The organism is Paracerasibacillus soli (assembly GCF_042432965.1).
Lineage (GTDB): Bacteria > Bacillota > Bacilli > Bacillales > Amphibacillaceae > Paracerasibacillus > Paracerasibacillus soli.
On record NZ_JBHLWL010000036.1, the window covers coordinates 126,358 to 147,587 of the forward strand.

Sequence of the window (21,230 nt, forward strand, 5' to 3'; positions counted from 1 at the left end):
TATTTTTTTACATAGTTATTTTAACTAAGATAGTGAATTGCAAAAATATTTATATAAATCCTATTGACATTTAGCTTAATTAGTTATATGGTTAGTTACATAAGTAATGAACCATATAACAATGAGATAAAGGTGAACAGAAATGAAAATGGCCTTTGATGAAAGTAAACCAATTTTTTTACAGATTAAAGAACAGCTTGAAGACTCTATTTTGAATGACACCTTAAAATCTGGTGAGCGTGTGCCTTCAACAAATGAATTTGCAACATTTTATAAAATTAATCCGGCTACTGCAGGCAAGGGAATTAATGAACTTGTTCAAGAGGATATTTTATTAAAACGTAGGGGTGTTGGTATGTTTGTAACAGAGAATGCAAAAGAATTGATAATGAAAAAGAGAAAAAAGGCATTTTATGATGACTATTTGCTTCCACTTCAAAATGAGGCGAAAAAATTACGGATTTCAAAAGATGAACTTATTAAATTGATTGAAAGGGGAGAGAAGGACATATGAAAATTGAGGTGAAAAATGTTTCCAAAACGTATGGGAAGAAAAACGCGCTAGATCATATTTCATTTACATTGGAAGGGCCAAAAATATATGGTTTGCTTGGAAGAAATGGCGCAGGAAAAACGACCTTTATGGAAATATTATCAGGTCACGTGCTGGCCACAAAAGGTGACATATTAATAGACGGAGAAAAGCCATTTGATAATCAAAAAATAACAGAATCTATTTGTTTAATAAAAGAAGGAGACAACTTTAAAAAGGATTTGAAGGTAAAACATGTTCTTCGCATATACGAATATTTTTACCCGAAATGGGATAATGAGCTTGCGCATCAATTGATACAGGAGTTTAATCTTAAATTAAATGCAAAAGTAAAAGCATTATCAAAAGGGATGGAATCGGCATTAGGAATTATTGTAGGATTGGCAAGTCGTGCACCGATTACAATTTTTGATGAACCGTATATAGGATTAGACGCGGCTTCCAGGAAGAAGTTTTATGAAATTTTACTAGAAGAGTATGAAAAAGAGAAGCGCATCGTTATTTTTTCAACTCATCTTATTGATGAAGTCAGTTTGTTATTTGAAGAGGTACTCATTATGCAAGATGGTAATCTAGCTTTACATGAAGAAGCAGATATGCTGAGAAACCGTACTTGTTCCGTAACAGGTAAAATTGAGGAAGTGGAAAAGTTTATTTCTGAAAGAGAAGTAATAGTGAAGAAACAATTAGCAGGAATGATGACTGCTTATATATTTGAAAATGAAGATAAGGTAAACAAAGCAGGACTAAAAGCTGAAAGTATTCCAATCCAAGAGTTAATGATTTATTTAACTGAAAGAAAGAAGGGAGCATCACGATGAGTCGACAAATAAAAGGATTACTGTATTTTTATACGATAGATGCTATTAGAAGTATACTAATATTTTGGATCATATTATTATCAACACTTTCTATTTCTGTACTCATAGCTTATTTTATAGATGATCCAGAAATTGTCATGTACTTTGTATTATCATTTCCAGCTTATATTTTTTGTGGTATTTTTGGCTTTTTGATGGTGAAGCAATCTATTCCGTTTGCGATAAAAATGGGGGTGACGAGAAAAAGCTTATTCATTAGTTCAGGTATATTTATTTTATTGCTTTCTGTAATGAAAGCAGTGCTAACTAGCAGTTTGCATGGACTAAGTATTTATATTCAAAATCGATTTTCAATTCAATCCGTTGATTTTGCCCATCCAGCAGTCATGCTTGCTGACACATGGATAAATCGCTTTATTATTGACCTGGCATGTATGCTTTTCATATTTACTCTTTTATATGTGTTTGGACTGGTCTTTTATCGGTTTGGTTTAATTGGTGGAGGGTCTTTGCTTTCCATAATTTTGATTGCCTTTTTGTACAGCTTTGCAAAAGGATGGGTTGCTGATTATATCATGACGCAATATAGCACACTGACTGTATTATACTTTTTTCAAATCGTTGGTGTAGCAATCATTATCTATGGGCTAAGTTGGGTATTCGTAAGGAATATAACAATTGTAAAGGTAGTTTAGACTCCTCCCTTTTCATTTAAATATTTTACATGGAGAAACGAGGGAAATACCAATACCAAGGGAAATTTACATTTAGTATTTACTTTTACAAAAAAGATAGGTAAATACTCATTGCAAGATAAAAAGGCTCGAAGATGTCTGAGCCTTTTTGCATGGTAATAACGACCTTATTTTCTATTAAAATTGAATGACTAGCCTTTAGTCACCAATCTCTTTTGTTTTAAAAATGTAAATAGAACTAAATAGCAAACCAGCAATTAAAATAATTGTGATTAACGATGTTACAACTAGATCTGTGGTAACTTCATGCATGACTAGCATTTCATGGATGTGGCTAGTAAGATTAGCAGGGCTCCATGTGAGATGTTTACCAAATACGCTTGTAATGATACTCAACCCAATAACTGTAAAAATACTCATAAAAGCGACGAGACCAGCTGTTTTAAATAATGTGTTATAAAAAATTGCGATTGTAGCAATTAGCGTTAGCCATAGTCCATAAAAACTGATAACCTTTATGATTTCTCCGATTCCTAAATTCCCAAAAAGGAGGTTAATGTAATATCCACTCATGCCTAAACTTAAAACAAGTGATAGCCAAACAAGGATAATGATTACGAACCATTTTGCTGTAATGTAATTTGCATAAGAAACAGGTTTTACAAGTATAATCTCGGCAACACCGCTTTTCCGCTCGTTTGTTATTGAGCTCATTGCAATAAGGACGATAATGAGAATACCTAAACTACCTAATTGATTCAAACTCATCATGATAACTTCTCTAGGAAGTGGATCTGGAATTTCGAAAACAGCACCTTCTGGCAGCCCACCAACTGCCTCTAAAATTTGTGGTAAATAATAAGTTGAAATTGGATCCATAATAGCTAGTAATATAAAGACAAGTGGCACCCAAATCCATTTGAAGTTACGCCAGTTTTCTACCATTTCTTTTTGCAGTAAAATGAGCCATTGCATTATTTGTTCACCACTTTCATAAACAGTTCCTCAAGAGATGTACTGCTAATTGAGAAGTCGGTTAAAGGCCAGCCTTCCCTAGCAACTAATTGCATAATCTCATCTCGTGCTTGTAACGTATGTGACACCATAATATTCCATTTACCTTTTGTGAATTGTACTTTTACGACAGTAGGAAGTTGTTGTAACTTTTCGGCATAATCTATATCGGATGACGCAAGTTGGAGCTCAATTTTTGTTGTTTGATATTTTTTCCTAAGTTCTTGAAACGTACCTGCTTCTACGATTTCTCCATGGTGGAGCAAAATAAGTTCATCACACATTTCTTCAGCATCAGATAAAATATGAGTGGAAAATAGAATTGTCATTTCTTCCTTTAACTCTTCCATTAATGTTAATACTTCACGACGACCGATTGGATCAAGTGAAGAAACAGGTTCATCAAGCATGAGCAACTTTGGTTTATGAATAATTGCTTGTGCAATTCCAAGCCTTTGCTTCATACCACCTGAATATTTTCCAATCCTTTTATTTTTGGCATCAGTAAGACCAACTTTGTCTAAAATTGCATCTGCCCGATTGTTGGCTTCACTTTTAGGTATATTTGTTAGACGAGCACTAAATACGAGAAACTCTTTTCCTGTCATCCATCCGTAAAAAGCCGGATATTGTGGTAAATACCCAATGTATTCTCTTATATCACTTTTTTTATTTTTTCCTGCAAACATAATCGTTCCTGCAGTTGGCTTTAATAGTCCAGCAAGCATTTTCAAAGTTGTCGTTTTGCCAGCACCATTTGGCCCCAATAATGCAATGCATTTACCTTCAGATAGTGTGAAATCAAGGTTCTTTACTACATCATGTTTTTCGTATCTTTTTAAAAGGCCTGTGACATTTAGTAGCTTTGTCATGCGTCATTATTCCTCCCGAAAATGAAATATAAAATTGGTCCTAACGTCGATATAAATAAAATAATGAGTAACCATAACCATTTAGGCCCATTTGTTTCGTCACGTTTTGCCCAATCAATTATTGCAACGATAATTAAGATTCCTTGAATAATAAGAAGAGGAGCAATAATTCCCCAATTAATTGATTGTAAAATATCCATGAAATTTCACCACACTTTTCTTTTATTTAGCCTGTTGAATAAAAAAATATTATTTTTCGCGATAGACTGTATATGAATCTTGGATAGCAATGACCTTTCCACTTAAAGCGTTGCCCACCAAGTTATTGCAATGGCAATGAAAATAATTCCCCCAAAAATAATCCATGATAATGGATGTGCCCAGTTATTTGTCCACCCTATCCCAAATCGTTTTTCAATAAAAATAGAAGGGTCGTTTTTATTAAAGTAAAATATACCAAGTTTCCAATATTGATCATCATCGTGTTGTAAAATCTGTTCTTCAGTAACCGACTCATTTTGGTGGGAATTCTTACTGCGAATTCGACTCCCACCTTGCCCAGTAGTAATGGACAATAAAATCGCCCAACCGATTACTCCAATAGTAAAAACGAATGTTACGATGCTGATGATTGTAGAAGGAAAGGAAAAAAGTAATGATAATTGTACAAATGTAAAAAGCAGAACGGTACTAATTCCCATCACAATCGTAAAGCGTGACCATCGTTTTCTGAATATCATATTTTTGCGGATAGATTCGTTAGGATTTGCTACATCAATTTGTTGTTTCGCTTTACTAATCACAGTGTTGACAAATACGAATAAGAGTGTTAAATAAATTTGGATGATTGGAAAAAGAAATGCAGATCGATATGTCTTTTCAGTCCAGTTTGTGACTTCACCTTTGAAGTTATATTGCATTGGAATTTGATTAGGTAATCGATCATAGAAAATGAGTGTCAGAATAATGGTCGCTACTGAGATAGCGAATCCAATGATAAACCATAAATTAGAATGTGTAAGCTTTTCACCGCGAAATCGGGTGTCGACTGCTACAATCTGCTGTTTTTTAAACCAACTCTTATTTTCCTGTTTTACTTCTTTTGATAGCTGATGGAAAGGAATGTAAATGAAAAAGCTACCAATAATAAACAGGATAATTAATAACGGATATAATATGCTTGCAGTTTCCTCGCTATATCCCGAACTAATCAAGAAAACAATTGATACGACGATTGCTAAAATACTTGTCATAAGCACATATTGTTTACGCATCTTTTTAAAACGTGGATGTTGAAAGGCACTTTCTGGAATCGAAACACCAAAGCTTTCGGTTTTCCGCGTCCAATATGGAATAAAAATAACCGCGATATACATGGGAATCATTACAATTGTTAAAACAAAAGCCATTATTTTTCACCTTCTCCTATATTGTATTCTTTATATAAGCTTTGACATATTTGAAAAAAGTCCTCTTTTGTGACCCCGCGACAAATAGATTCAGCAAGTATTGGATCCAAGATTGACTTAAGATTTTCAATATAAGTTTCATCAGCTTGTGGAGGTCCATCTGGATTTATGACTACCCCACGCTGGCGATGGATTAAAATATAACCATCCTGGCCAAGTTGTTTATAAGCCTTATTGACCGTATGAAGATTAATTCCTAGATCACTCCCAAGTGATCGTACAGAGGGAAGTGCTTCACCAGGAACCAACTCGCCTTTTGCAATACCAGCAATAATTTCATTTTTTAATTGGGTGTAAATAGGTGCATCCGATTCAAAGTCTATTTTAATAAGCATGATTTCACACCTTTTAGTTAAATTATATTATATTACTGTTCCATCTGTTATATATAGAATATAACAGATGGAACAGTGAGTCAATAGGTGAACAAATTTTTTGATGATATATTCTGAAGGGATGTACAATTTCCTTATTTTAAGCGATGATATCGATGTTTGTGAAAAAAGAGTAAGTGTATAGATTAAAATCAACTTACGAGTAAACCCAACTTGATACATATGTCATAGTTAAAATAAATTTGATAGGGAAAATATGATAAAAAAATAAGGACGGAAATATAAGATATGTCCGTCCACGTATCATTAATCTAATATTTTCAAACCAACAGCTCCGGAAATAATAAAAAATAAAAATACGATTCGTTTCCAATTTGCTGATTCCTTGAAAAAGAAAATTCCCATCAATACAGCCCCGGCTGCACCAAGTCCAGTCCAAACGGCATAAGCAGTACCTAATGGAATACTATTCATTGCTAGGCGTAAAAACACAAATCCAAATCCGAATGTCAAAATAACGAGTCCAAGTCGCGCCATTGTTTTCTTTTGTATGTAAATATTAATACTCATAACCCCAAATATTTCACCAAAGCTTGCAATGACAAGATATATCCAAGCCATATTTAGTCAGCTCCTTGTATGTCTTCATTTTTTGTTGAGACATCATCATTTGTCGTCATTTTTATTCCGACGACTCCTATAATAATGAGTACAATAAATATTAGCTGCGGAATCGAAAAGTCTGCGTGAAAAATGAAAGCATCAATGAGCACGATTGCTGCAGCTCCTGAACCAGTAAAAACTGCATAAACCGTGCCAGAAGGAAGAACTTCACATGCTTTTATGATGAAATAAAAGCTAAAAACAATGGCAACAATAGTACCAACCCATTCTAATGGCGTTTCTGAAAAACGCAAACCGAGGACCCAAAAGACTTCGACAATTGCTGCAAATAATACATAAGTCCAGCCCATTTGTTTACCCCTTTCTATCAAAATCAACCTTCTTATAATTGTATCTAGTGTAGCACATATTATAATCACTGGCAGAACATGAAAGCATAAACTTGTTGTTGAAAGTTGAGGTTATTTTTTATGATGTGTTACAAAATAGGATTATTGTCACAAATCATTGTTAGATTTATAAAAAGTTATAAATCTAAAAAACTTGTTTTTGCAGGAATCTATCATACAAATGGCGAAATTGTAAAGCAACACATAATATGGGGAGTGGATTCATGTTTTATCGTAAAAAGACATATCATATTACACCAGAAATGCTAGACAGATTTAATCAATTTTTTCATCGCTACTTATATCCCAATCAAATCAAACATGGGGCAAAATTAATAGGACGTTGGGTTAACGAGGAACAAAGTGAAATTACTGCTATTTGGAAATATACAAGTAGAAATCAATATGAACAAATAGAAAATAAGATTCGCCAGTCTGATATACATCAACAAGCTCAGCAAGAAAGAAAACGCATAGAACCAATATATATTAGTAGTAGAGAAGAATTCATAACATCTACAGCACCATATCCAGCGACATATCATCATCCACAACAAATTGTTTCCACCGCAGTATTCGTGACAAATGATAGTGGTGAAGTGCTACTAGTCCGAAATGCACATCGTTCAGACACGATGGAAATACCGGGCGGGCAAGTGGAAGAAGGGGAATCAATTGTCGATGCCGCCCGCCGTGAAGTCTTAGAAGAAACCGGTGTTAGTGTAAAACTTACAAACGTAACAGGAATCTATCAAAATAAGGTATCGGGTATTGTCTGTGTTGTTTTTCGAGGTAAGTATGTGTCAGGTGAATTACGCACTGCAGCTGGAGAAACAATTGATGTTTGTTTTCAAAAACTAACAAAGGAAAATGCACGTCATTTTATTAAACGCGAGCACTTTTTAAATCGTACTTTGGATGCAATGGATGAAACAGGAATTGCTTGCGAGATTTTTAACGTAAGACCTTACGAACTTCTGGAGCGTTTGGAAGCGGATTTCATATAACAATATCTAATAAATATAGTAGGTAGGTTAGTAGAAAATGAAGATACATATCATTGGGTCTGTTGGGAGTGGAAAAACAACACTTGCAAAAAGTATATCAGAAAAAATAGGGGTTCCATATTACGAACTAGATAAAGTTGTTTGGAGAAGGACCACAACAGGTGATATACGGAAATCACCTGTTGAAATTGAAAAGGACTTGCTTCAAATTTTACAGAAGGATAGCTGGATAGTAGAAGGGGTTCACCAGCGTGATTGGGTAATACATAGTTTTAATGAAGCTGATATCATAATCGTACTAGATTTGAACTATTCAGTTAGAGTTTATCGCATTATAAAACGGTATATTCGACAAAAGTTAAATATAGAAACAGCTAACTATAGACCAACCTTTAAAATGTTTATAAAGATGTTTAAATGGAATCACCTTTATAATCGAGATCGGAAAAAAATGTTTAATATGTTCAAAGATAATGAAGAAAAACTTATCTTAATTAAAAAAAGTCAGGATTTGCAAATATTTATAAAGGAACAATTATAAACGGGTACGCATTTGACCTGTCAGGCTGATGAAGTTTGATCATGCATATTAGTGCAATACTGGATGCGTTATTGAGGAAGGACGATGTTTATTAAGAAGGAATGGATTAGAGTGATGTTGAACACGTAAAAAATGACCAGTAGTTTTTGAAGCAGCGGAAAGACTTTCATATTTGTAAAACAACACAAAAAATGGTTCCAGATTAAAGCATAATTGGAACCATTTTTATATTTCTTATTCATGATGAACCGCTATGTTTATCACAGGCTAGGCTAACTTGTAGTTTTACTTTATCTTCTCTTATTCGAATGGCGATCATACGTACGATCTGCACGTTTGAATTCCTTTTGGTATAAAACTTGTTGAGTTTTTGATAAAGTTTTATTCTTAATGGACGCTCTTGAATCTTCAGACATGGCAATCCCTCGCTTTTTCTCTTAGTCTGCACATTGTCTGGAAAGATTATGCACGTATATTTGAATTTTTTTATCACTGGTTAATTGACTGTAGAATCTCTATTTCAAGTGTGCGAAGAGATTCAAAGCGTGTGGAATCAACAGCCAGTAAATTTTTGATTTTTCATCAGTAGGGGAAGTGTGAAAAGCCCACTGATTGTAGTTTCATTTTATATTGCATCTGTCTTCATTTATATTATGTCGCCATGGAAGGAGTCGTTTCTATAGGTTGTAACTGTTGGTATGCCACGTAGCTATCTTTTGTAATCGCAAATAAATCATATAATTCTTCTGCCTTATTAACTTGGGCATAAACCTCTGGAAAGATAGCATTTCCCAATGAAGCGTATGGTAATTTTAATACAGCTTTTAAAGATCTAATATTTGTCTTTCTTACTTTCATAAAAATAGTTTGAATGGTTGTTTCAGTAAAAATTTCATTGAAAAATTGCTCTTTTGCATAGCGGTTATATCCTTTACCAAAATACGGCTGACCAATCCAAGTTGCTAAAAAGCCACCATTGTTTTCTATATCAAATAAATTTATCGTACCAATTGGTGCATAGTTTTCATCGAGTATTGTACGGGAAATGAGTAGACCTTGTTCTTCTGCTTCCATCGTTTGTTTCGTAATAAAATAAAATTCATCTGAAGTAGCTGCTTTATGTCTCACATACGGATATACTTCAGGATGTGACATCAGTTCAAATAATGCTGGTACTTCGTGTAAATCGCGCTTTTTTAACATAAAAAATACCCCCCTTGGTTTTTGAGCGGGTGGGTATTTCGTTCGTTCTCAAGGGAGTCCAACTGGGCCCACACCGCGAATTTTTATCTGAATTTCAACAAAAATTCGGGGTGGGAATCGAACCCACTAGGACCAGTAAGAAACTGGTGGCGCACCATTTGCCTTCCCTTGAATCTAAAAAGTATGAAGCTTTTCATTTTGACATGAATTCTTTAACGATACACTTAGGGCGTTTTCTAACATCATACGTCCTATAAATGGGCATTAACATGAAAGTAATTGTATAAGAGCCACCATGTATTGTTTTAGAGATGCTTACACTTTTTTATTATATTTATTATAATTTCATGTTCTTTGCTTTTTATTGGTTCATCTTATTTTACAATCTTTTTATGGAAAAGGGAATCATTATTTTAATAAAAATATCGACAAATTTCTCCATTATTTTGTATGCTGTTTATTAAGTATATTCCGCAGTGCATGCTCTAAATATGGAAAGGAAAACGTATAATGATGATCGATTGCTTTCATTGGTAAAACATATTGACCATGTAGAATAAGTTGACTCATTTCTCCAGTAGCTGCGCGAAATATTAATGATGGTGTATGAAACCAAAATGGACGTTTTAATACAGTTGCAACAGTTTTCATAAAATCCTTATTGCGAAGTGGATTAGGTGCAGTAACGTTAATAGGTCCAGAGATACTTTTATTTGTTAAACTAAAGATTAATATATTGACCGCATCTTCTATATGTACCCATGACATCCATTGATCACCGCCACCGATTTTTCCTCCTGCAAACAATTTTATTGGCATTTGCATGAAGGATAGTGCGCCATCCATTCCTAAAACGACGCCAAATCTAGCCAATACGGTTCTAATGCCTAACTCTTCTGCCTTTTTAGCCGTCTCTTCCCATTGTACGACAACATTCGCAAGAAAATCTGTTCCAGGAGTTTTCGTATTTTCGGTGTACATATTTTCATCAGATATCCCATAAAATCCAATTGCAGAACCGCTTATAAATACTTCTGGTCTTGATTCTAACCTTTTCATAAATGCTATAATCTTTTCCGTAGTTTCAATCCGGCTTGTTCGTATCGTTTGTTTTTTCTTCTTTGTCCAATACCCAAACAATGATTCTCCAGCTAAATTAACTACACCATGAATAGGCGGTAAGTCTTCGGCAGGATAATCATACGGAATATAAGTTGTATGTGCTGTATTTTCAAATTCATGAGGTGTGCGTGTTAAAATAAAAATGTGATGTCCTTTTTGTTGTAGTTTTGTTACAAGTGATTTGCCAATGAATCCTGTGCCGCCAGTTACTAGATAATTCATCCCAATCCTCCTCAAAATTCTAGGATATCTCATGCATGTCTATATCTTATTATATGAAAGAATTAAGTTCCATGCACAACAATCATGCTTAGGTAAAAATATCTATGATATGATGGTAAGAGAGGTGTGACGTATGAAAAGAATTTCACGAATTACCGTGCAAAAAAATAATCCCCATCGCTTTAATATTTTTTTAACGGATGGTAAAGAAGAAACATTTGGGTTTGGTGTAGATGAGGATGTACTCATTTCACATCGACTTATGAAAAATCAAGAATTAGATGAAGGGTTAATTAAAAAGCTTTTACAAGAAGATTCTTTGCAAAAAACATATGCGATGGCAATTAATTATTTGAGTTATCGCATGCGTAGTGAAAAAGAAATAAAAGACTACTTAATGAAAAAAGAAGTGAACCCCGAACATATTCCAATTACGATAAAGCGGCTAAAAGATGAGAAGTTATTAGATGATCGTCAATTTGCCCAAGCTTTTATTCAAACAAGATTGCAAACATCTTCGAAGGGCCCGGTACTTATCCAAAATGAATTAAGGGCAAAAGGAGTATCGGAACATATTTGTCAAGATGTCCTATCCATTTATTCCTATGATAAGCAGTATGAGAAGGCGCTAAAATGGGCAGAAAAGCGAAGCGCATCAGGGAAGAAACAATCTCATCAAATGCAAATTCAGCAACTACGTGGTTCCCTTATAAGAAAAGGATTTACGCAAGATGTCATTCAAGATGTCATCCGTGATATCCAGCACCATAAAGATGATGAGGTAGAATGGGAAGCCGTTATGATACAAGGCAATAAATTGTTGCGTCGTTATACAGGAAAGTTTACTGGGTTTGAGTTGCAAGCAAAGTTAAAAGAGGGCTTGTTTCGTAGGGGATTTACTTTTGATCTCATTCAAAAATATATCATGGAGTATGTTGTGGAGGATGAATAAGTATAAATCGGGACAAGGCAATATGTGAGTAAAATGCCAAGTCCCTATACATAGTATCCATTGTCAATCATTGTTGTGTGTAAAGTAAATAAAAACATGTTATCTATCTATCAGTATTTCCTTTCTTCGGTCATCCGCATTGAAAATCTGCTCTGCAACAATTTCTGGGCCTTTTAATTGGGAGGGATCTTCTACATGATCTGAGTTTTTCCAAAATGGTGTATTCATGCCACCCATATAAACGGCTGTTATGGAAATAGGTTCATGTTCCCATTCTTTTTGAAGACTTTCTGTAAATCCCCGCATGGCAAACTTACTTGCACAATAAACAGATTCATTTACCTTTCCCCTTAAGCCGGCTGTTGAAATGATGTTTAATATTCTTCCTTTACTTTTTCGAATGAGTGGTAAGGCATACTGGACGGTTAAAATGCCACCTTTTATATTTGTATCCAATGTTTTTTCAATATCCTCTAATGTATACTCCTCTACTGGGCCAAATTTTCCAATTCCTGCATTATTAATTAGCACGTCTAATTTTCCAATTTGTTGAAAAGCAATACTAACAGAAGCAAACTCACTTACATCACACAAGACAACCTCTGCATGACCTCCTTGTGTTAAAATAGCATGTTGTACAACGTGTAATTTTTCTCCATTTCTACCCAATAAAAATACTTGGTAACCATTTGCTGCATATTTTTTCGCTAAAGCTGCACCAAGGCCACTACCAGCTCCTGTTATAGCAATCGTTGGCATATCTCTACCCCTTTCAAAAACATTTTGTCATTTCTATTGTCCTATTCTCAAGAAAGAATGTAAAATAAAAGGGTAGTGGGGTCAGACCCCTTAAGAGGAGGTTGCAAATGAATTATCGTTATAGTGATTACTCAGTGGAACAGTTGCGGGCAGAGGTAGGTAAGTTAAAAGAGCAGTTACAAAAGGCGGAGCAATTAGGACATATTAGTGAAGTAGCCATTTATGAGCGTAAAATGCAAGTGGCGTTGTCTTATATGCTAAATCCTGAAGATTATAAACAAGATGAGATATATGAGTTACATGGTGATCCGGGGCATCGATTTAAAATTGATTATCTTGAAGGAATATTTGCTTGGGGACACAAGATTAATTTATTACATGAATTGTATGAAGAACAACAAGCAGTACCAATTGCTCTGTTAGGAGATAAGGTCGAAAATTAACAAAAAAACCAGCGGATGATGCTTTTTCGCTGGCTTTTTCATGTTGGAACTGATCAAGTTATAATTAATTTCCTTTTTAATTTATTTTCTGAATGGATCCATCCAGTATACGAACTAATGATGTTGTTATTCGCATCTATTTGTACAACGGCTACGAATGGATAATAATCTTTCGAACGATATCTTAAGTCGATAAATCTAACTTCGGTATAACCATCATATTCAGCAACCTCCCATCGATAGACCGGTGAAAAGGAAAGAAATGCAGCAATGTTTTGGTCAAGTACCGCGATGTCCATCATTGGATTTTTCGGTATAGGACGTTTGTGGAACTCATCAATAATTTGAATATGTCCATTTTCAACAATCCCAACGTAAAATTTATCTTTCGTTGTAATTGCAACACGCCAAAAGTTTTGTTTCATTGTTGGTGATGTTGTAACGTTTTCCGTATTTGGAAAGTAATCCTTGATTTTTTTAACAATTTCTCGCTTATCTAAATAGCGCTTTACATAGTATAAGGCAATAATGCTATAAATAATTAACCAGGTTGGTCCAGGATTTGCACCTAGAATCCAAGTAATGATTCCAATGATGTGCAAATTAAATATATACGCATCAAAAGTATTAATAAATCCATGTGCAATCCATTTATTGCGAAATGGGCGAAATGCCTGCGTGCCATATGCGTTAAATAAATCAACAAAAACATGAATAATGACGGCAGCAAATGTCCAAGCCCATAAATGGAAAAAACTCACATCTGGTACAAATGCATGAATGAGTGACGAAATTGCGACACCGAAAAATATAACTGCTGGTATAGAATGTGTGATACCGCGATGATTACGTATATATATAGCATTATTTCGAAGTTTTAAAACCGTATCTAAGTCAGGAGCATTTGAACCAATAATTGTACCTGCCATTACAGCATGAAATAATGTTGGATCACTTTGCACAACAGGGTCCAGTGTTGCTAATCCTCCTAGGGCAATTCCCATGACAATATGGGTTCCTGTATCCATTAATAGAAGCGCCTCCTTATGTAAATCGGAAGTTTTAGTATACAATCAATTAGATTAGTACCGTTTTAATGAAAATAAATTTTATCTTAGGTTACTCTGATTGCATGCCTCTACTTTACGGATTCGAAAATATTTAACAATGAGAAGTGGGGCTCAACAATCAGAAAAAACCCGGTTTATTTGGACTTTAAGGATATAGGTCACAAAAGTGTTCCAACGAGATATTGCGACCTTCGCCTTTGTTCCATTTCCATTCAGTAGGAGAAGAGAAGTGCAACTTTCCCACTGATGGAAGTTTTACTTTAAAGAACGTACAATGCTATATGTTTATTGTACCATGGAGGATGTGTTTCTATGTCTGATAAAACATTACAATCTTTTAACATTTATCAATTTCAGGAGCATTTGATTGATTGGTTTGTGGACCAGCAACGTGATTTGCCGTGGCGAAAAAATAAAGATCCTTATAAAGTTTGGGTATCAGAAATCATGTTACAACAAACAAAGGTAGATACCGTCATTCCATATTTTCATCACTTTATGAAAAAGTTTCCTACCGTACATGACCTAGCAATGGCTGAAGAGCAAGAGGTACTCAAAGCATGGGAAGGATTAGGCTATTATTCCCGCGCAAGGAATCTTCACCAAGCGGCAAAAGATGTGGTGGAGAAATATGACGGAGTAATTCCCAGTAATCCAAAAGAATTAGGAGCATTAAAAGGAATTGGACCGTACACAAAAGGAGCGATTTTGTCTATTGCATTTATGCAAGAAGAGCCAGCAGTAGATGGAAATGTTATGCGTGTCTTATCACGACTTTTAAAAATAGAAGATGATATTGCACGACCAAAAACGCGTAAACGGTTTGAACAAATTGTTCGCGACATGATAAGTGGAGCAAATCCATCTCATTTTAACCAGGCTTTAATGGAACTAGGTGCATTAATTTGTACGCCAAAATCTCCAACCTGCCTGTTATGTCCGGTAATGGAACATTGTCGTGCTTTTCATTCAGGTGTAGAAGAAACGTTGCCAATAAAATCAAAGGCAAAAAAGCCCAAGTTGGAAACATTCGTCGTATTACTTATTAAAGATAAAGATCATACATATATGATTGAACAAAGACCAACTGATGGACTATTAGCTAATTTGTGGCAGTTTCCGATGGTTCCTCTTAAAGAAGTCGGTTTGGAGAACCTCGAACTATGGTTCTTTACAGAATATGGGTTCCATATTTCTCTTCAAGACCAAATAGGTGAACGAAGACATGTATTTACACATTTAATTTGGGATTTAAAAATATATGAGGCAAGAGTAAGTGGGAAAATGGAAGGTAAGAAGGACTTTATATTTGTGGAAAGTGAAGCACTCCACACCTATCCATTTCCCGTTTCGCACAAAAAAATAATGGAATATATTGAACAAGACGATTGATGTTAGTTCGTTGAAAGCGGCAACAGGGCCATAACTATTATTTCTGTCATCTCCGCAAATAAAAATAAAATATTTTTTAGGGATAACATTTTTTAAAATGGACAAATTATTATTGCGGAGGTGATAAGGATGGCGAATAACCCGAAAAACACATCATCAGGTACGAATGTACAGCATGTAAAACAACAGAATCAAAAGGCAGCACAAGGCCAAGGCAAATACGGTACTGAGTTTGCTTCCGAAACAGATGCGCAACAGGTGAAAAAGCAAAACCAAAAGGCGGCACAAGGCCAAGGCAAATATGGTACCGAATTTGCATCTGAAACAGACGCACAACAGGTGAAACAGCAAAACCAAAAAGCTGAACAAAACAAAAAATAACCGATTCACCCCCAATTTGTAATAGTTGTAAAGAACTTCCTTTCCCCAAGGAAGTTCTTTTTTTAATGAGGAGTTATTTGATAACAAAATACATATAGTGGAAGGAAAAGGACACTATTTGAATGTGTGATAGAAGGTGAAAGGTGTAAAAAAATGACTGGCTACCACCGGTTAAATTGCTGTAAACCTTATTTCTAATGTGCAAAAGGGATATCAAAATGAAAGTGTGGAATCCATAAATAGTAACACTTCGATTTGTGTTATTAATAATCGGTAGTGAAGGTGCCAACCCCTCACGCATTGAGGTTTTACTTTAATCTTTAAAATGAGAAAAATATCACGTACTATGGTGACGGAAGGTATTAGCAAAATAAAATGATTCAAGTTTCTTTATAAATCTTACACCTAACTATATAATAGAGTACATATGCTAAAAGCAGGGAAAATGGAAAATCGTTGTAAATGTAGTACAGATTTCTTGGAAAGGAAGAATGGAATGACTGCTCCGGATATAGGCACGAGTGTAAAAATAAAAAGCTATAAACATGATGGTCACTTGCACCGTGTTTGGCAAAAAACACTTGTGTTAAAGGGAAATGAAACGGTCGTAATCGGGGCAAATGACAAGACAGAAGTATTGGAAAGTGATGGTCGTACGTGGATTACTAGAGAACCGGCTATTTGTTATTTTCACGCTGCATATTGGTTTAACATTATCGGTATGTTACGTGATGATGGTATTTATTATTACTGTAATATTAGCTCCCCATTTTTATTTGAAGAAGGTTCTATTAAATATATTGACTATGATCTTGACTTAAAGGTATATCCTGATATGACATATGATATTTTGGATGAAGATGAATATGAACTACATAAACAAAAAATGAATTATCCGGAAGCATTGGATCAAATCTTATATACGCAAGTCGGACAGCTAATCAAGTGGGTGCAACAACGAAAAGGCCCATTCGCTCCCGGATTTGTTGACCAATGGTATGAACGTTTTTTGACTTACTTATGGTAGAAAATGGTTGGTGCAATCACCTTGTTACTTAGTAGCAAGGCTTTTCTATTATAAAGATATATTTTACAATGAGGGATAAAATGAAAAGTATTAAACAGTATATGAGTTTTGTCAAACCGTATAAATGGAAGATTGTTTGGACGATTTTAATTGGAATTGTAAAGTTTGGAATACCGTTATTAATACCGTTAATTTTAAAATATGTAGTGGATGACATTATCGGTACGAATGCTTTGAGTAATGCTGAAAAAACTACGCAATTATTTTGGATAATGGGTGGGGCATTTTTTATATTTGTTGTTTTACGACCACCAATCGAATACTTCCGACAGTACTTGGCACAGTGGGTTGGAAATCGAGTGTTATTTGATATACGCGATAAGTTATTTGATCATCTACAAAAACTGAGTTTAAAATACTATTCTCAGACAAAAACCGGGGAGATTATTTCCCGGGTGATAAATGATGTCGAACAGACAAAGAATTTTGTTGTTACAGGTCTTATGAACGTTTGGCTTGATCTAGTCACAATTATAATAGCAGTGTCTATTATGCTGACATTTGATGTAAAACTTACGATTGTTGCCATTTTGTTATTTCCGCTTTATGGTTTTTCAATTAAATACTTCTTTGCTAAATTACGTAAATCAACACGAGAAAGGTCACAAGCCTTAGCTGAAATGCAAGGGCATTTACACGAACGCGTTCAAGGTGTGCCTGTAACAAGAAGTTTTGCACTGGAAGATTATGAACAAGAACAATTTGGTGAGCAAAATAATAATTTTTGGGATAAGTCGATGAATCAAATTAACTGGAACGCTCGTACTTTTGCCGTGACAAACACTATTACAGATCTCGCACCTTTACTAGTTATTGCATATGCTGCTTACCATGTTATTCAAGGTAATCTTTCATTAGGAACAATGGTTGCTTTTGTTGGATTTATGGATCAGGTTTATAGTCCATTACGCCGTCTTGTCAATTCATCGACTGTTTTAACACAAGCGGTTGCCTCCATTGATCGAGTGTACGAATTAGCTAATGAACCATACGACATCGTTGATAAGCCAGGAGCAAGCGAGTTGAAAGATGTTGTTGGTACGATACAATTTGAAAATGTAAAGTTTCAATACGACAAGGAAGAAAACCAAGTCTTAAAAGGAATCAACCTCGATGTAGAAGCCGGAGAGACAATCGCACTAGTGGGTATGAGTGGTGGGGGGAAATCAACATTAATTAGTTTAATCCCCAGATTTTACGACGTTACAAGTGGTGCAATAAAAATTGACGGTATAGATATAAGAGATGTTAAGGCTCGTTCATTAAGAGATAAAATTGGAATTGTGTTACAAGATAATATTTTATTTAGCGAATCCATTGCAATGAATATTCGTATGGGAAATCCTCATGCAACAGATGAAGAAGTCATTGCGGCGGCCAAAGCTGCAAATGCACACGACTTTATTATGGAGATGCCAGCTGGATACGATACATTGGTAGGTGAGCGTGGTGTAAAACTATCAGGAGGACAAAAACAACGGATAGCTATCGCCCGTGTCTTTTTAAAAAATCCACCAATATTAATTTTTGACGAAGCAACGTCAGCACTTGATCTAGAAAGTGAACATATGATTCAAGAGGCTGTGGAAAAGTTAGCAGCAGAACGGACCACGTTTATTGTTGCGCATCGTCTTGCCACAATTACACATGCTGATCGGATTGTAGTCATTGAAAATGGACAAATAACAGAAGTTGGCGCTCATGATGAGCTGATGCAATTACAAGGAAGCTATTATCATTTATATCAAGTACAAAATCTAGATAATGGACCAACGGAAGCTATGGAAATAAATAAGCATGAAGACCATTTGACTCAAGAGGAGAAGCCACTATTTTAGAATAGTGGCTTTGTAATAGTTGAAAAGAAATTGCCAGCCGTGTTGAAGAAGCAAGAACAGGTTGGAAAAGGCATTTTGCTTGTTGTAGAATTAGCTAATGCATGTTGAAACTTCATGCAACAATAAAAAATTTTCGTTTTTTCTTTGTTCAGCTCTTGTCTATCCCATCTGGTCTGGCCAGACATCCATAAAAAAACAAGCATGTGGAGTAATATTTTTCCACATGCTTGTTGTATAATAGGTCATCCTATCCTTTTGAAAAGATTGAAGAAATCCATTCTAAAATTGCTTTGAAGAAACCTTTAATGGCATCAATAATGCCTTTTCCTTCATCGCTAGCTGCAAAGTCATCCCATTTTTGTTTAGCGTTTTTTAATGTATCATTTACTTTATCCCAATCTATATTTAAATCTTTAATTTTTTTGAATAGTTCTACCAGTTGGTTTAAGCGATCTTCACTTAATGTAATACCAAGTTCTTTTGCTACATCTTGAATGATTTGACGTATATCTGCTTCTGTTTCAGGTTTTTCCTTTGAAATCTTTTCTTTTACTTTATTAAAGAAGTCCGTTGCATCTTTTTCATCTACACCATCTTTAATTAAATCAGATGTTAATACCATTTCCTCGTTAGCAGTTAACTTTTGGTCTTCATCAATTTCCTTACCACTTTTCACTTCATAAGCTTTAATAATTCCAGTTAGAGCCCCTGTCCCAGAAACGGAAAATGGTGCTGTAATTTGTATTTTTGCATTTTCAATTCCTGCCGTAGCCAACGCATTTACATACATCTGCTCCGTAATAAAATTAATGTTATTCGTTTCAACGACAATGCCATCACCTTTATTGCCAATTGTTATTTTGGCAGATGAAATTGCCCTTGATCCAATTTGAGCTGCTGGAATAAAATCGCCAAGATATCTATGTTCTTCCTCGTTGGTAACATAAACAATGTCAATGTCGTTTTCGTCTACATCAAACTCTTTTAAAATTTGCTGCTTTTGACTATCTGTTAAATCTTCTCCTAACGTGATAATCTCTTCTCCCGCAATTAAATCTGCATGTGCTATGAACGGGGACATTAGTAGTGATGCAAGCAAAACGATAGTGCTCAAAACTAATTTTTTCCTCATTTAAAATTCTCCTTTATCCTTTAAAAGATAAAAACTATTATCATTTTAGCACGTCCCATGGAAAGATGGAACAAATAGATGAAATATTGTACGAATAATACGTTTCCATTCTATCTATCTTCTAAAATACCATGTATAGCATATCTATTCAAAGTCTCCATCTAATATGTAGAAGATTTTATGAAAGTATGAAGGAGTGTAAAAATCTCTAAATGGAAGTTGCACCCTATAGAAAAGTAAATTCATTATCAAGGAATGTATCTATGTGACAAAAGATTAAGACAAGCTTTCCCAATCTATGCATATAGTAGTAATAATGATCATGTAAAAGGGGAATAACATTGAACAGCTTACCGTGGATTGTGCTTGTTTGCTTATGTATCATTTTAATAAAGAGTTTAGGTAACTACTTTAATATCAAGAGGAGTAGAAAAACTTCAGTTGAACTTGTTGAAAAGCAGTTCTCAATGGAAACATTTTATACATTAATTATGATTTATATTATTGTATTAATCGGTTTTGGTTCTATCTATTTTATTTTATCATTTCAAGGTCTCATTTTAGTTGAGAATGGTAAGATTGATGACGTTAATATAATCGGTTCACTCGTGCACTCATTTTATTTTAGTGGTGTTACATTGTTAACGATTGGCTATGGAGATATTACACCTATTGGAATTGGTCGTCTGTTAGCAATTATCGAGGCTTTAATTGGTTATATTCTTCCAGCGGCTTTTATATTGCGGATTGTCATCCAACATCGGAATGAGAGAGATTATTAAATGCCTTATTCGTGACGATAAAGTTTTGATTGAAAAGGCCTGTAGCTGAGTTTGGATCGGCTACAGGCTTTTTTATGGTGCAAAAAATCTATAGTTCCTTTTCCATGAGCGTTGATACGTCGTGAAAACCAAGTTTTTCATATAAATATTTTGCCGGATTTCCTGAAAAGACATTTAGTTGTACCTTTTTAAAATGAGCTTCTTTTAACCTCGCAAACGCGTGTTCAAGTAATGCATGGGCAATTCCTTGCTTTCGATATTTTGGTAACACGTATAGCTCTGGAATTAATCCTTCCACTTCATCTGTAAAATAGTTATAAGATTGGCCCACACCAACCCAACCTACAATCATTTGATCATCCATATAAACGAGATAGTATCCGCCGTCCGCTAGGATTTTTGGCATCATTTGTAAGGAGGCTGATATATCTTCTTTTACGAATCCCATGGTGGACTCCTTTATCACGGTTGAAGCGTAAGTTAATATTTTCTTACACTCGTAATCTGTAGCATTTCTGATACGCATG

General features: G+C 34.8%; 26 protein-coding genes. 12 read left to right on the forward strand and 14 right to left on the reverse strand.

Annotated features, from left to right (window positions below; translation table 11 throughout):
• The first annotated feature begins 142 nt into the window (after positions 1–142).
• Genes ACFFIS_RS10775 through ACFFIS_RS10785 form a run of 3 tightly spaced genes read left to right on the forward strand, consistent with a single transcriptional unit; the run spans position 143 to position 2,069 of the window.
• Complete coding sequence (locus ACFFIS_RS10775; RefSeq protein ID WP_390187477.1) at positions 143–514, forward strand: GntR family transcriptional regulator; 372 nt, start codon at positions 143–145, stop codon at positions 512–514.
• Positions 511–1,374, forward strand: a complete 864-nt coding sequence (locus ACFFIS_RS10780; protein WP_320378342.1) for an ABC transporter ATP-binding protein — start codon at positions 511–513, stop codon at positions 1,372–1,374. Before ACFFIS_RS10775 ends, ACFFIS_RS10780 begins: the two co-directional genes overlap by 4 nt.
• Positions 1,371–2,069: a hypothetical protein gene (locus ACFFIS_RS10785; RefSeq protein WP_320378343.1), complete on the forward strand. Its 699-nt coding sequence runs from the start codon at positions 1,371–1,373 to the stop codon at positions 2,067–2,069. Before ACFFIS_RS10780 ends, ACFFIS_RS10785 begins: the two co-directional genes overlap by 4 nt.
• A gap of 198 nt (positions 2,070–2,267) precedes the next feature.
• Here the strand turns inward: ACFFIS_RS10785 and ACFFIS_RS10790 are convergent, their stop codons facing one another.
• The 7 genes from ACFFIS_RS10790 to ACFFIS_RS10820 all read right to left on the reverse strand — a co-directional run bounded on the left by ACFFIS_RS10790 (position 2,268) and on the right by ACFFIS_RS10820 (position 6,733).
• Positions 2,268–3,044 (reverse strand): ABC transporter permease, encoded by a 777-nt coding sequence (locus ACFFIS_RS10790; RefSeq protein WP_390187480.1) that lies wholly within the window; start codon positions 3,042–3,044, stop codon positions 2,268–2,270.
• Entirely contained in the window at positions 3,044–3,955 is a 912-nt protein-coding gene (locus ACFFIS_RS10795) for an ABC transporter ATP-binding protein (RefSeq protein WP_320378346.1), read from the reverse strand. Before ACFFIS_RS10795 ends, ACFFIS_RS10790 begins: the two co-directional genes overlap by 1 nt.
• Positions 3,952–4,155 carry a PLD nuclease N-terminal domain-containing protein gene (locus tag ACFFIS_RS10800; protein ID WP_320378347.1) on the reverse strand — a complete coding sequence of 68 codons (204 nt, stop codon included), beginning with the start codon at positions 4,153–4,155 and terminating at the stop codon, positions 3,952–3,954. The genes ACFFIS_RS10795 and ACFFIS_RS10800 overlap by 4 nt, the downstream gene beginning before the upstream one ends.
• 102 nt (positions 4,156–4,257) lie before the next feature.
• On the reverse strand, positions 4,258–5,364 hold the full coding sequence (locus ACFFIS_RS10805; RefSeq protein ID WP_390187482.1) for a DUF1648 domain-containing protein: 1,107 nt from the start codon (positions 5,362–5,364) through the stop codon (positions 4,258–4,260).
• Positions 5,364–5,759, reverse strand: a complete 396-nt coding sequence (locus ACFFIS_RS10810; protein ID WP_390187484.1) for a GntR family transcriptional regulator — start codon at positions 5,757–5,759, stop codon at positions 5,364–5,366. The genes ACFFIS_RS10805 and ACFFIS_RS10810 overlap by 1 nt, the downstream gene beginning before the upstream one ends.
• A 306-nt stretch (positions 5,760–6,065) precedes the next feature.
• Positions 6,066–6,380 carry a DMT family transporter gene (locus tag ACFFIS_RS10815; protein WP_320378350.1) on the reverse strand — a complete coding sequence of 105 codons (315 nt, stop codon included), beginning with the start codon at positions 6,378–6,380 and terminating at the stop codon, positions 6,066–6,068.
• A 2-nt stretch (positions 6,381–6,382) separates the two neighbouring features.
• The gene (locus ACFFIS_RS10820; RefSeq protein ID WP_320379735.1) at positions 6,383–6,733 is read right to left on the reverse strand and encodes a DMT family transporter; all 351 of its coding nucleotides are present in this window, start codon (positions 6,731–6,733) and stop codon (positions 6,383–6,385) included.
• Positions 6,734–6,996: 263 nt separating this feature from the next.
• On the opposite strand from ACFFIS_RS10820, the gene ACFFIS_RS10825 reads away from it, so the two are divergent.
• Positions 6,997–7,779, forward strand: coding sequence for an NUDIX domain-containing protein (locus ACFFIS_RS10825; protein ID WP_320378351.1), 783 nt, complete (start codon positions 6,997–6,999; stop codon positions 7,777–7,779).
• A gap of 37 nt (positions 7,780–7,816) precedes the next feature.
• Positions 7,817–8,320 (forward strand): P-loop NTPase family protein, encoded by a 504-nt coding sequence (locus ACFFIS_RS10830; protein WP_320378352.1) that lies wholly within the window; start codon positions 7,817–7,819, stop codon positions 8,318–8,320.
• Positions 8,321–8,610: 290 nt separating this feature from the next.
• Here the strand turns inward: ACFFIS_RS10830 and ACFFIS_RS10835 are convergent, their stop codons facing one another.
• From ACFFIS_RS10835 to ACFFIS_RS10845, 3 genes are all read right to left on the reverse strand, one after another.
• Positions 8,611–8,736, reverse strand: coding sequence for a YfhE family protein (locus tag ACFFIS_RS10835; RefSeq protein ID WP_390187487.1), 126 nt, complete (start codon positions 8,734–8,736; stop codon positions 8,611–8,613).
• Positions 8,737–8,971: 235 nt separating this feature from the next.
• Complete coding sequence (locus ACFFIS_RS10840; RefSeq protein WP_320378354.1) at positions 8,972–9,523, reverse strand: GNAT family N-acetyltransferase; 552 nt, start codon at positions 9,521–9,523, stop codon at positions 8,972–8,974.
• A gap of 441 nt (positions 9,524–9,964) precedes the next feature.
• Positions 9,965–10,867 carry a TIGR01777 family oxidoreductase gene (locus ACFFIS_RS10845; RefSeq protein WP_390187489.1) on the reverse strand — a complete coding sequence of 301 codons (903 nt, stop codon included), beginning with the start codon at positions 10,865–10,867 and terminating at the stop codon, positions 9,965–9,967.
• Between the two features lie 133 nt (positions 10,868–11,000).
• On the opposite strand from ACFFIS_RS10845, the gene recX reads away from it, so the two are divergent.
• On the forward strand, positions 11,001–11,819 hold the full coding sequence (gene recX, locus ACFFIS_RS10850) for a recombination regulator RecX (protein WP_390187491.1): 819 nt from the start codon (positions 11,001–11,003) through the stop codon (positions 11,817–11,819).
• 99 nt (positions 11,820–11,918) lie between these two features.
• Here the strand turns inward: recX and ACFFIS_RS10855 are convergent, their stop codons facing one another.
• Positions 11,919–12,578 carry an SDR family NAD(P)-dependent oxidoreductase gene (locus ACFFIS_RS10855; protein ID WP_390187492.1) on the reverse strand — a complete coding sequence of 220 codons (660 nt, stop codon included), beginning with the start codon at positions 12,576–12,578 and terminating at the stop codon, positions 11,919–11,921.
• Between the two features lie 107 nt (positions 12,579–12,685).
• On the opposite strand from ACFFIS_RS10855, the gene ACFFIS_RS10860 reads away from it, so the two are divergent.
• Positions 12,686–13,021, forward strand: coding sequence for a YfhH family protein (locus ACFFIS_RS10860; protein WP_320378361.1), 336 nt, complete (start codon positions 12,686–12,688; stop codon positions 13,019–13,021).
• Positions 13,022–13,074: 53 nt separating this feature from the next.
• On the opposite strand, the gene ACFFIS_RS10865 is transcribed toward ACFFIS_RS10860, so the two are convergent.
• Entirely contained in the window at positions 13,075–14,049 is a 975-nt protein-coding gene (locus ACFFIS_RS10865) for a metal-dependent hydrolase (protein ID WP_320378362.1), read from the reverse strand.
• A gap of 354 nt (positions 14,050–14,403) precedes the next feature.
• On the opposite strand from ACFFIS_RS10865, the gene mutY reads away from it, so the two are divergent.
• From mutY to ACFFIS_RS10885, 4 genes are all read left to right on the forward strand, one after another.
• On the forward strand, positions 14,404–15,483 hold the full coding sequence (gene mutY, locus ACFFIS_RS10870; RefSeq protein ID WP_320378363.1) for an A/G-specific adenine glycosylase: 1,080 nt from the start codon (positions 14,404–14,406) through the stop codon (positions 15,481–15,483).
• Positions 15,484–15,612: 129 nt separating this feature from the next.
• Entirely contained in the window at positions 15,613–15,864 is a 252-nt protein-coding gene (locus tag ACFFIS_RS10875; protein WP_320378364.1) for a gamma-type small acid-soluble spore protein, read from the forward strand.
• Positions 15,865–16,360: 496 nt separating this feature from the next.
• On the forward strand, positions 16,361–16,891 hold the full coding sequence (gene ntdP, locus ACFFIS_RS10880; RefSeq protein ID WP_320378365.1) for a nucleoside tri-diphosphate phosphatase: 531 nt from the start codon (positions 16,361–16,363) through the stop codon (positions 16,889–16,891).
• An 80-nt stretch (positions 16,892–16,971) separates the two neighbouring features.
• Positions 16,972–18,789, forward strand: coding sequence for an ABC transporter ATP-binding protein (locus ACFFIS_RS10885; RefSeq protein WP_320378366.1), 1,818 nt, complete (start codon positions 16,972–16,974; stop codon positions 18,787–18,789).
• Between the two features lie 247 nt (positions 18,790–19,036).
• On the opposite strand, the gene ACFFIS_RS10890 is transcribed toward ACFFIS_RS10885, so the two are convergent.
• Positions 19,037–19,921, reverse strand: coding sequence for a DUF1002 domain-containing protein (locus tag ACFFIS_RS10890; protein ID WP_390187496.1), 885 nt, complete (start codon positions 19,919–19,921; stop codon positions 19,037–19,039).
• A 341-nt stretch (positions 19,922–20,262) separates the two neighbouring features.
• On the opposite strand from ACFFIS_RS10890, the gene ACFFIS_RS10895 reads away from it, so the two are divergent.
• Positions 20,263–20,703, forward strand: coding sequence for a potassium channel family protein (locus tag ACFFIS_RS10895; RefSeq protein WP_320378369.1), 441 nt, complete (start codon positions 20,263–20,265; stop codon positions 20,701–20,703).
• 88 nt (positions 20,704–20,791) lie between these two features.
• Here the strand turns inward: ACFFIS_RS10895 and ACFFIS_RS10900 are convergent, their stop codons facing one another.
• Positions 20,792–21,229, reverse strand: coding sequence for a GNAT family N-acetyltransferase (locus ACFFIS_RS10900; protein ID WP_320378370.1), 438 nt, complete (start codon positions 21,227–21,229; stop codon positions 20,792–20,794).
• Between the last annotated feature and the right edge of the window lies 1 nt (position 21,230).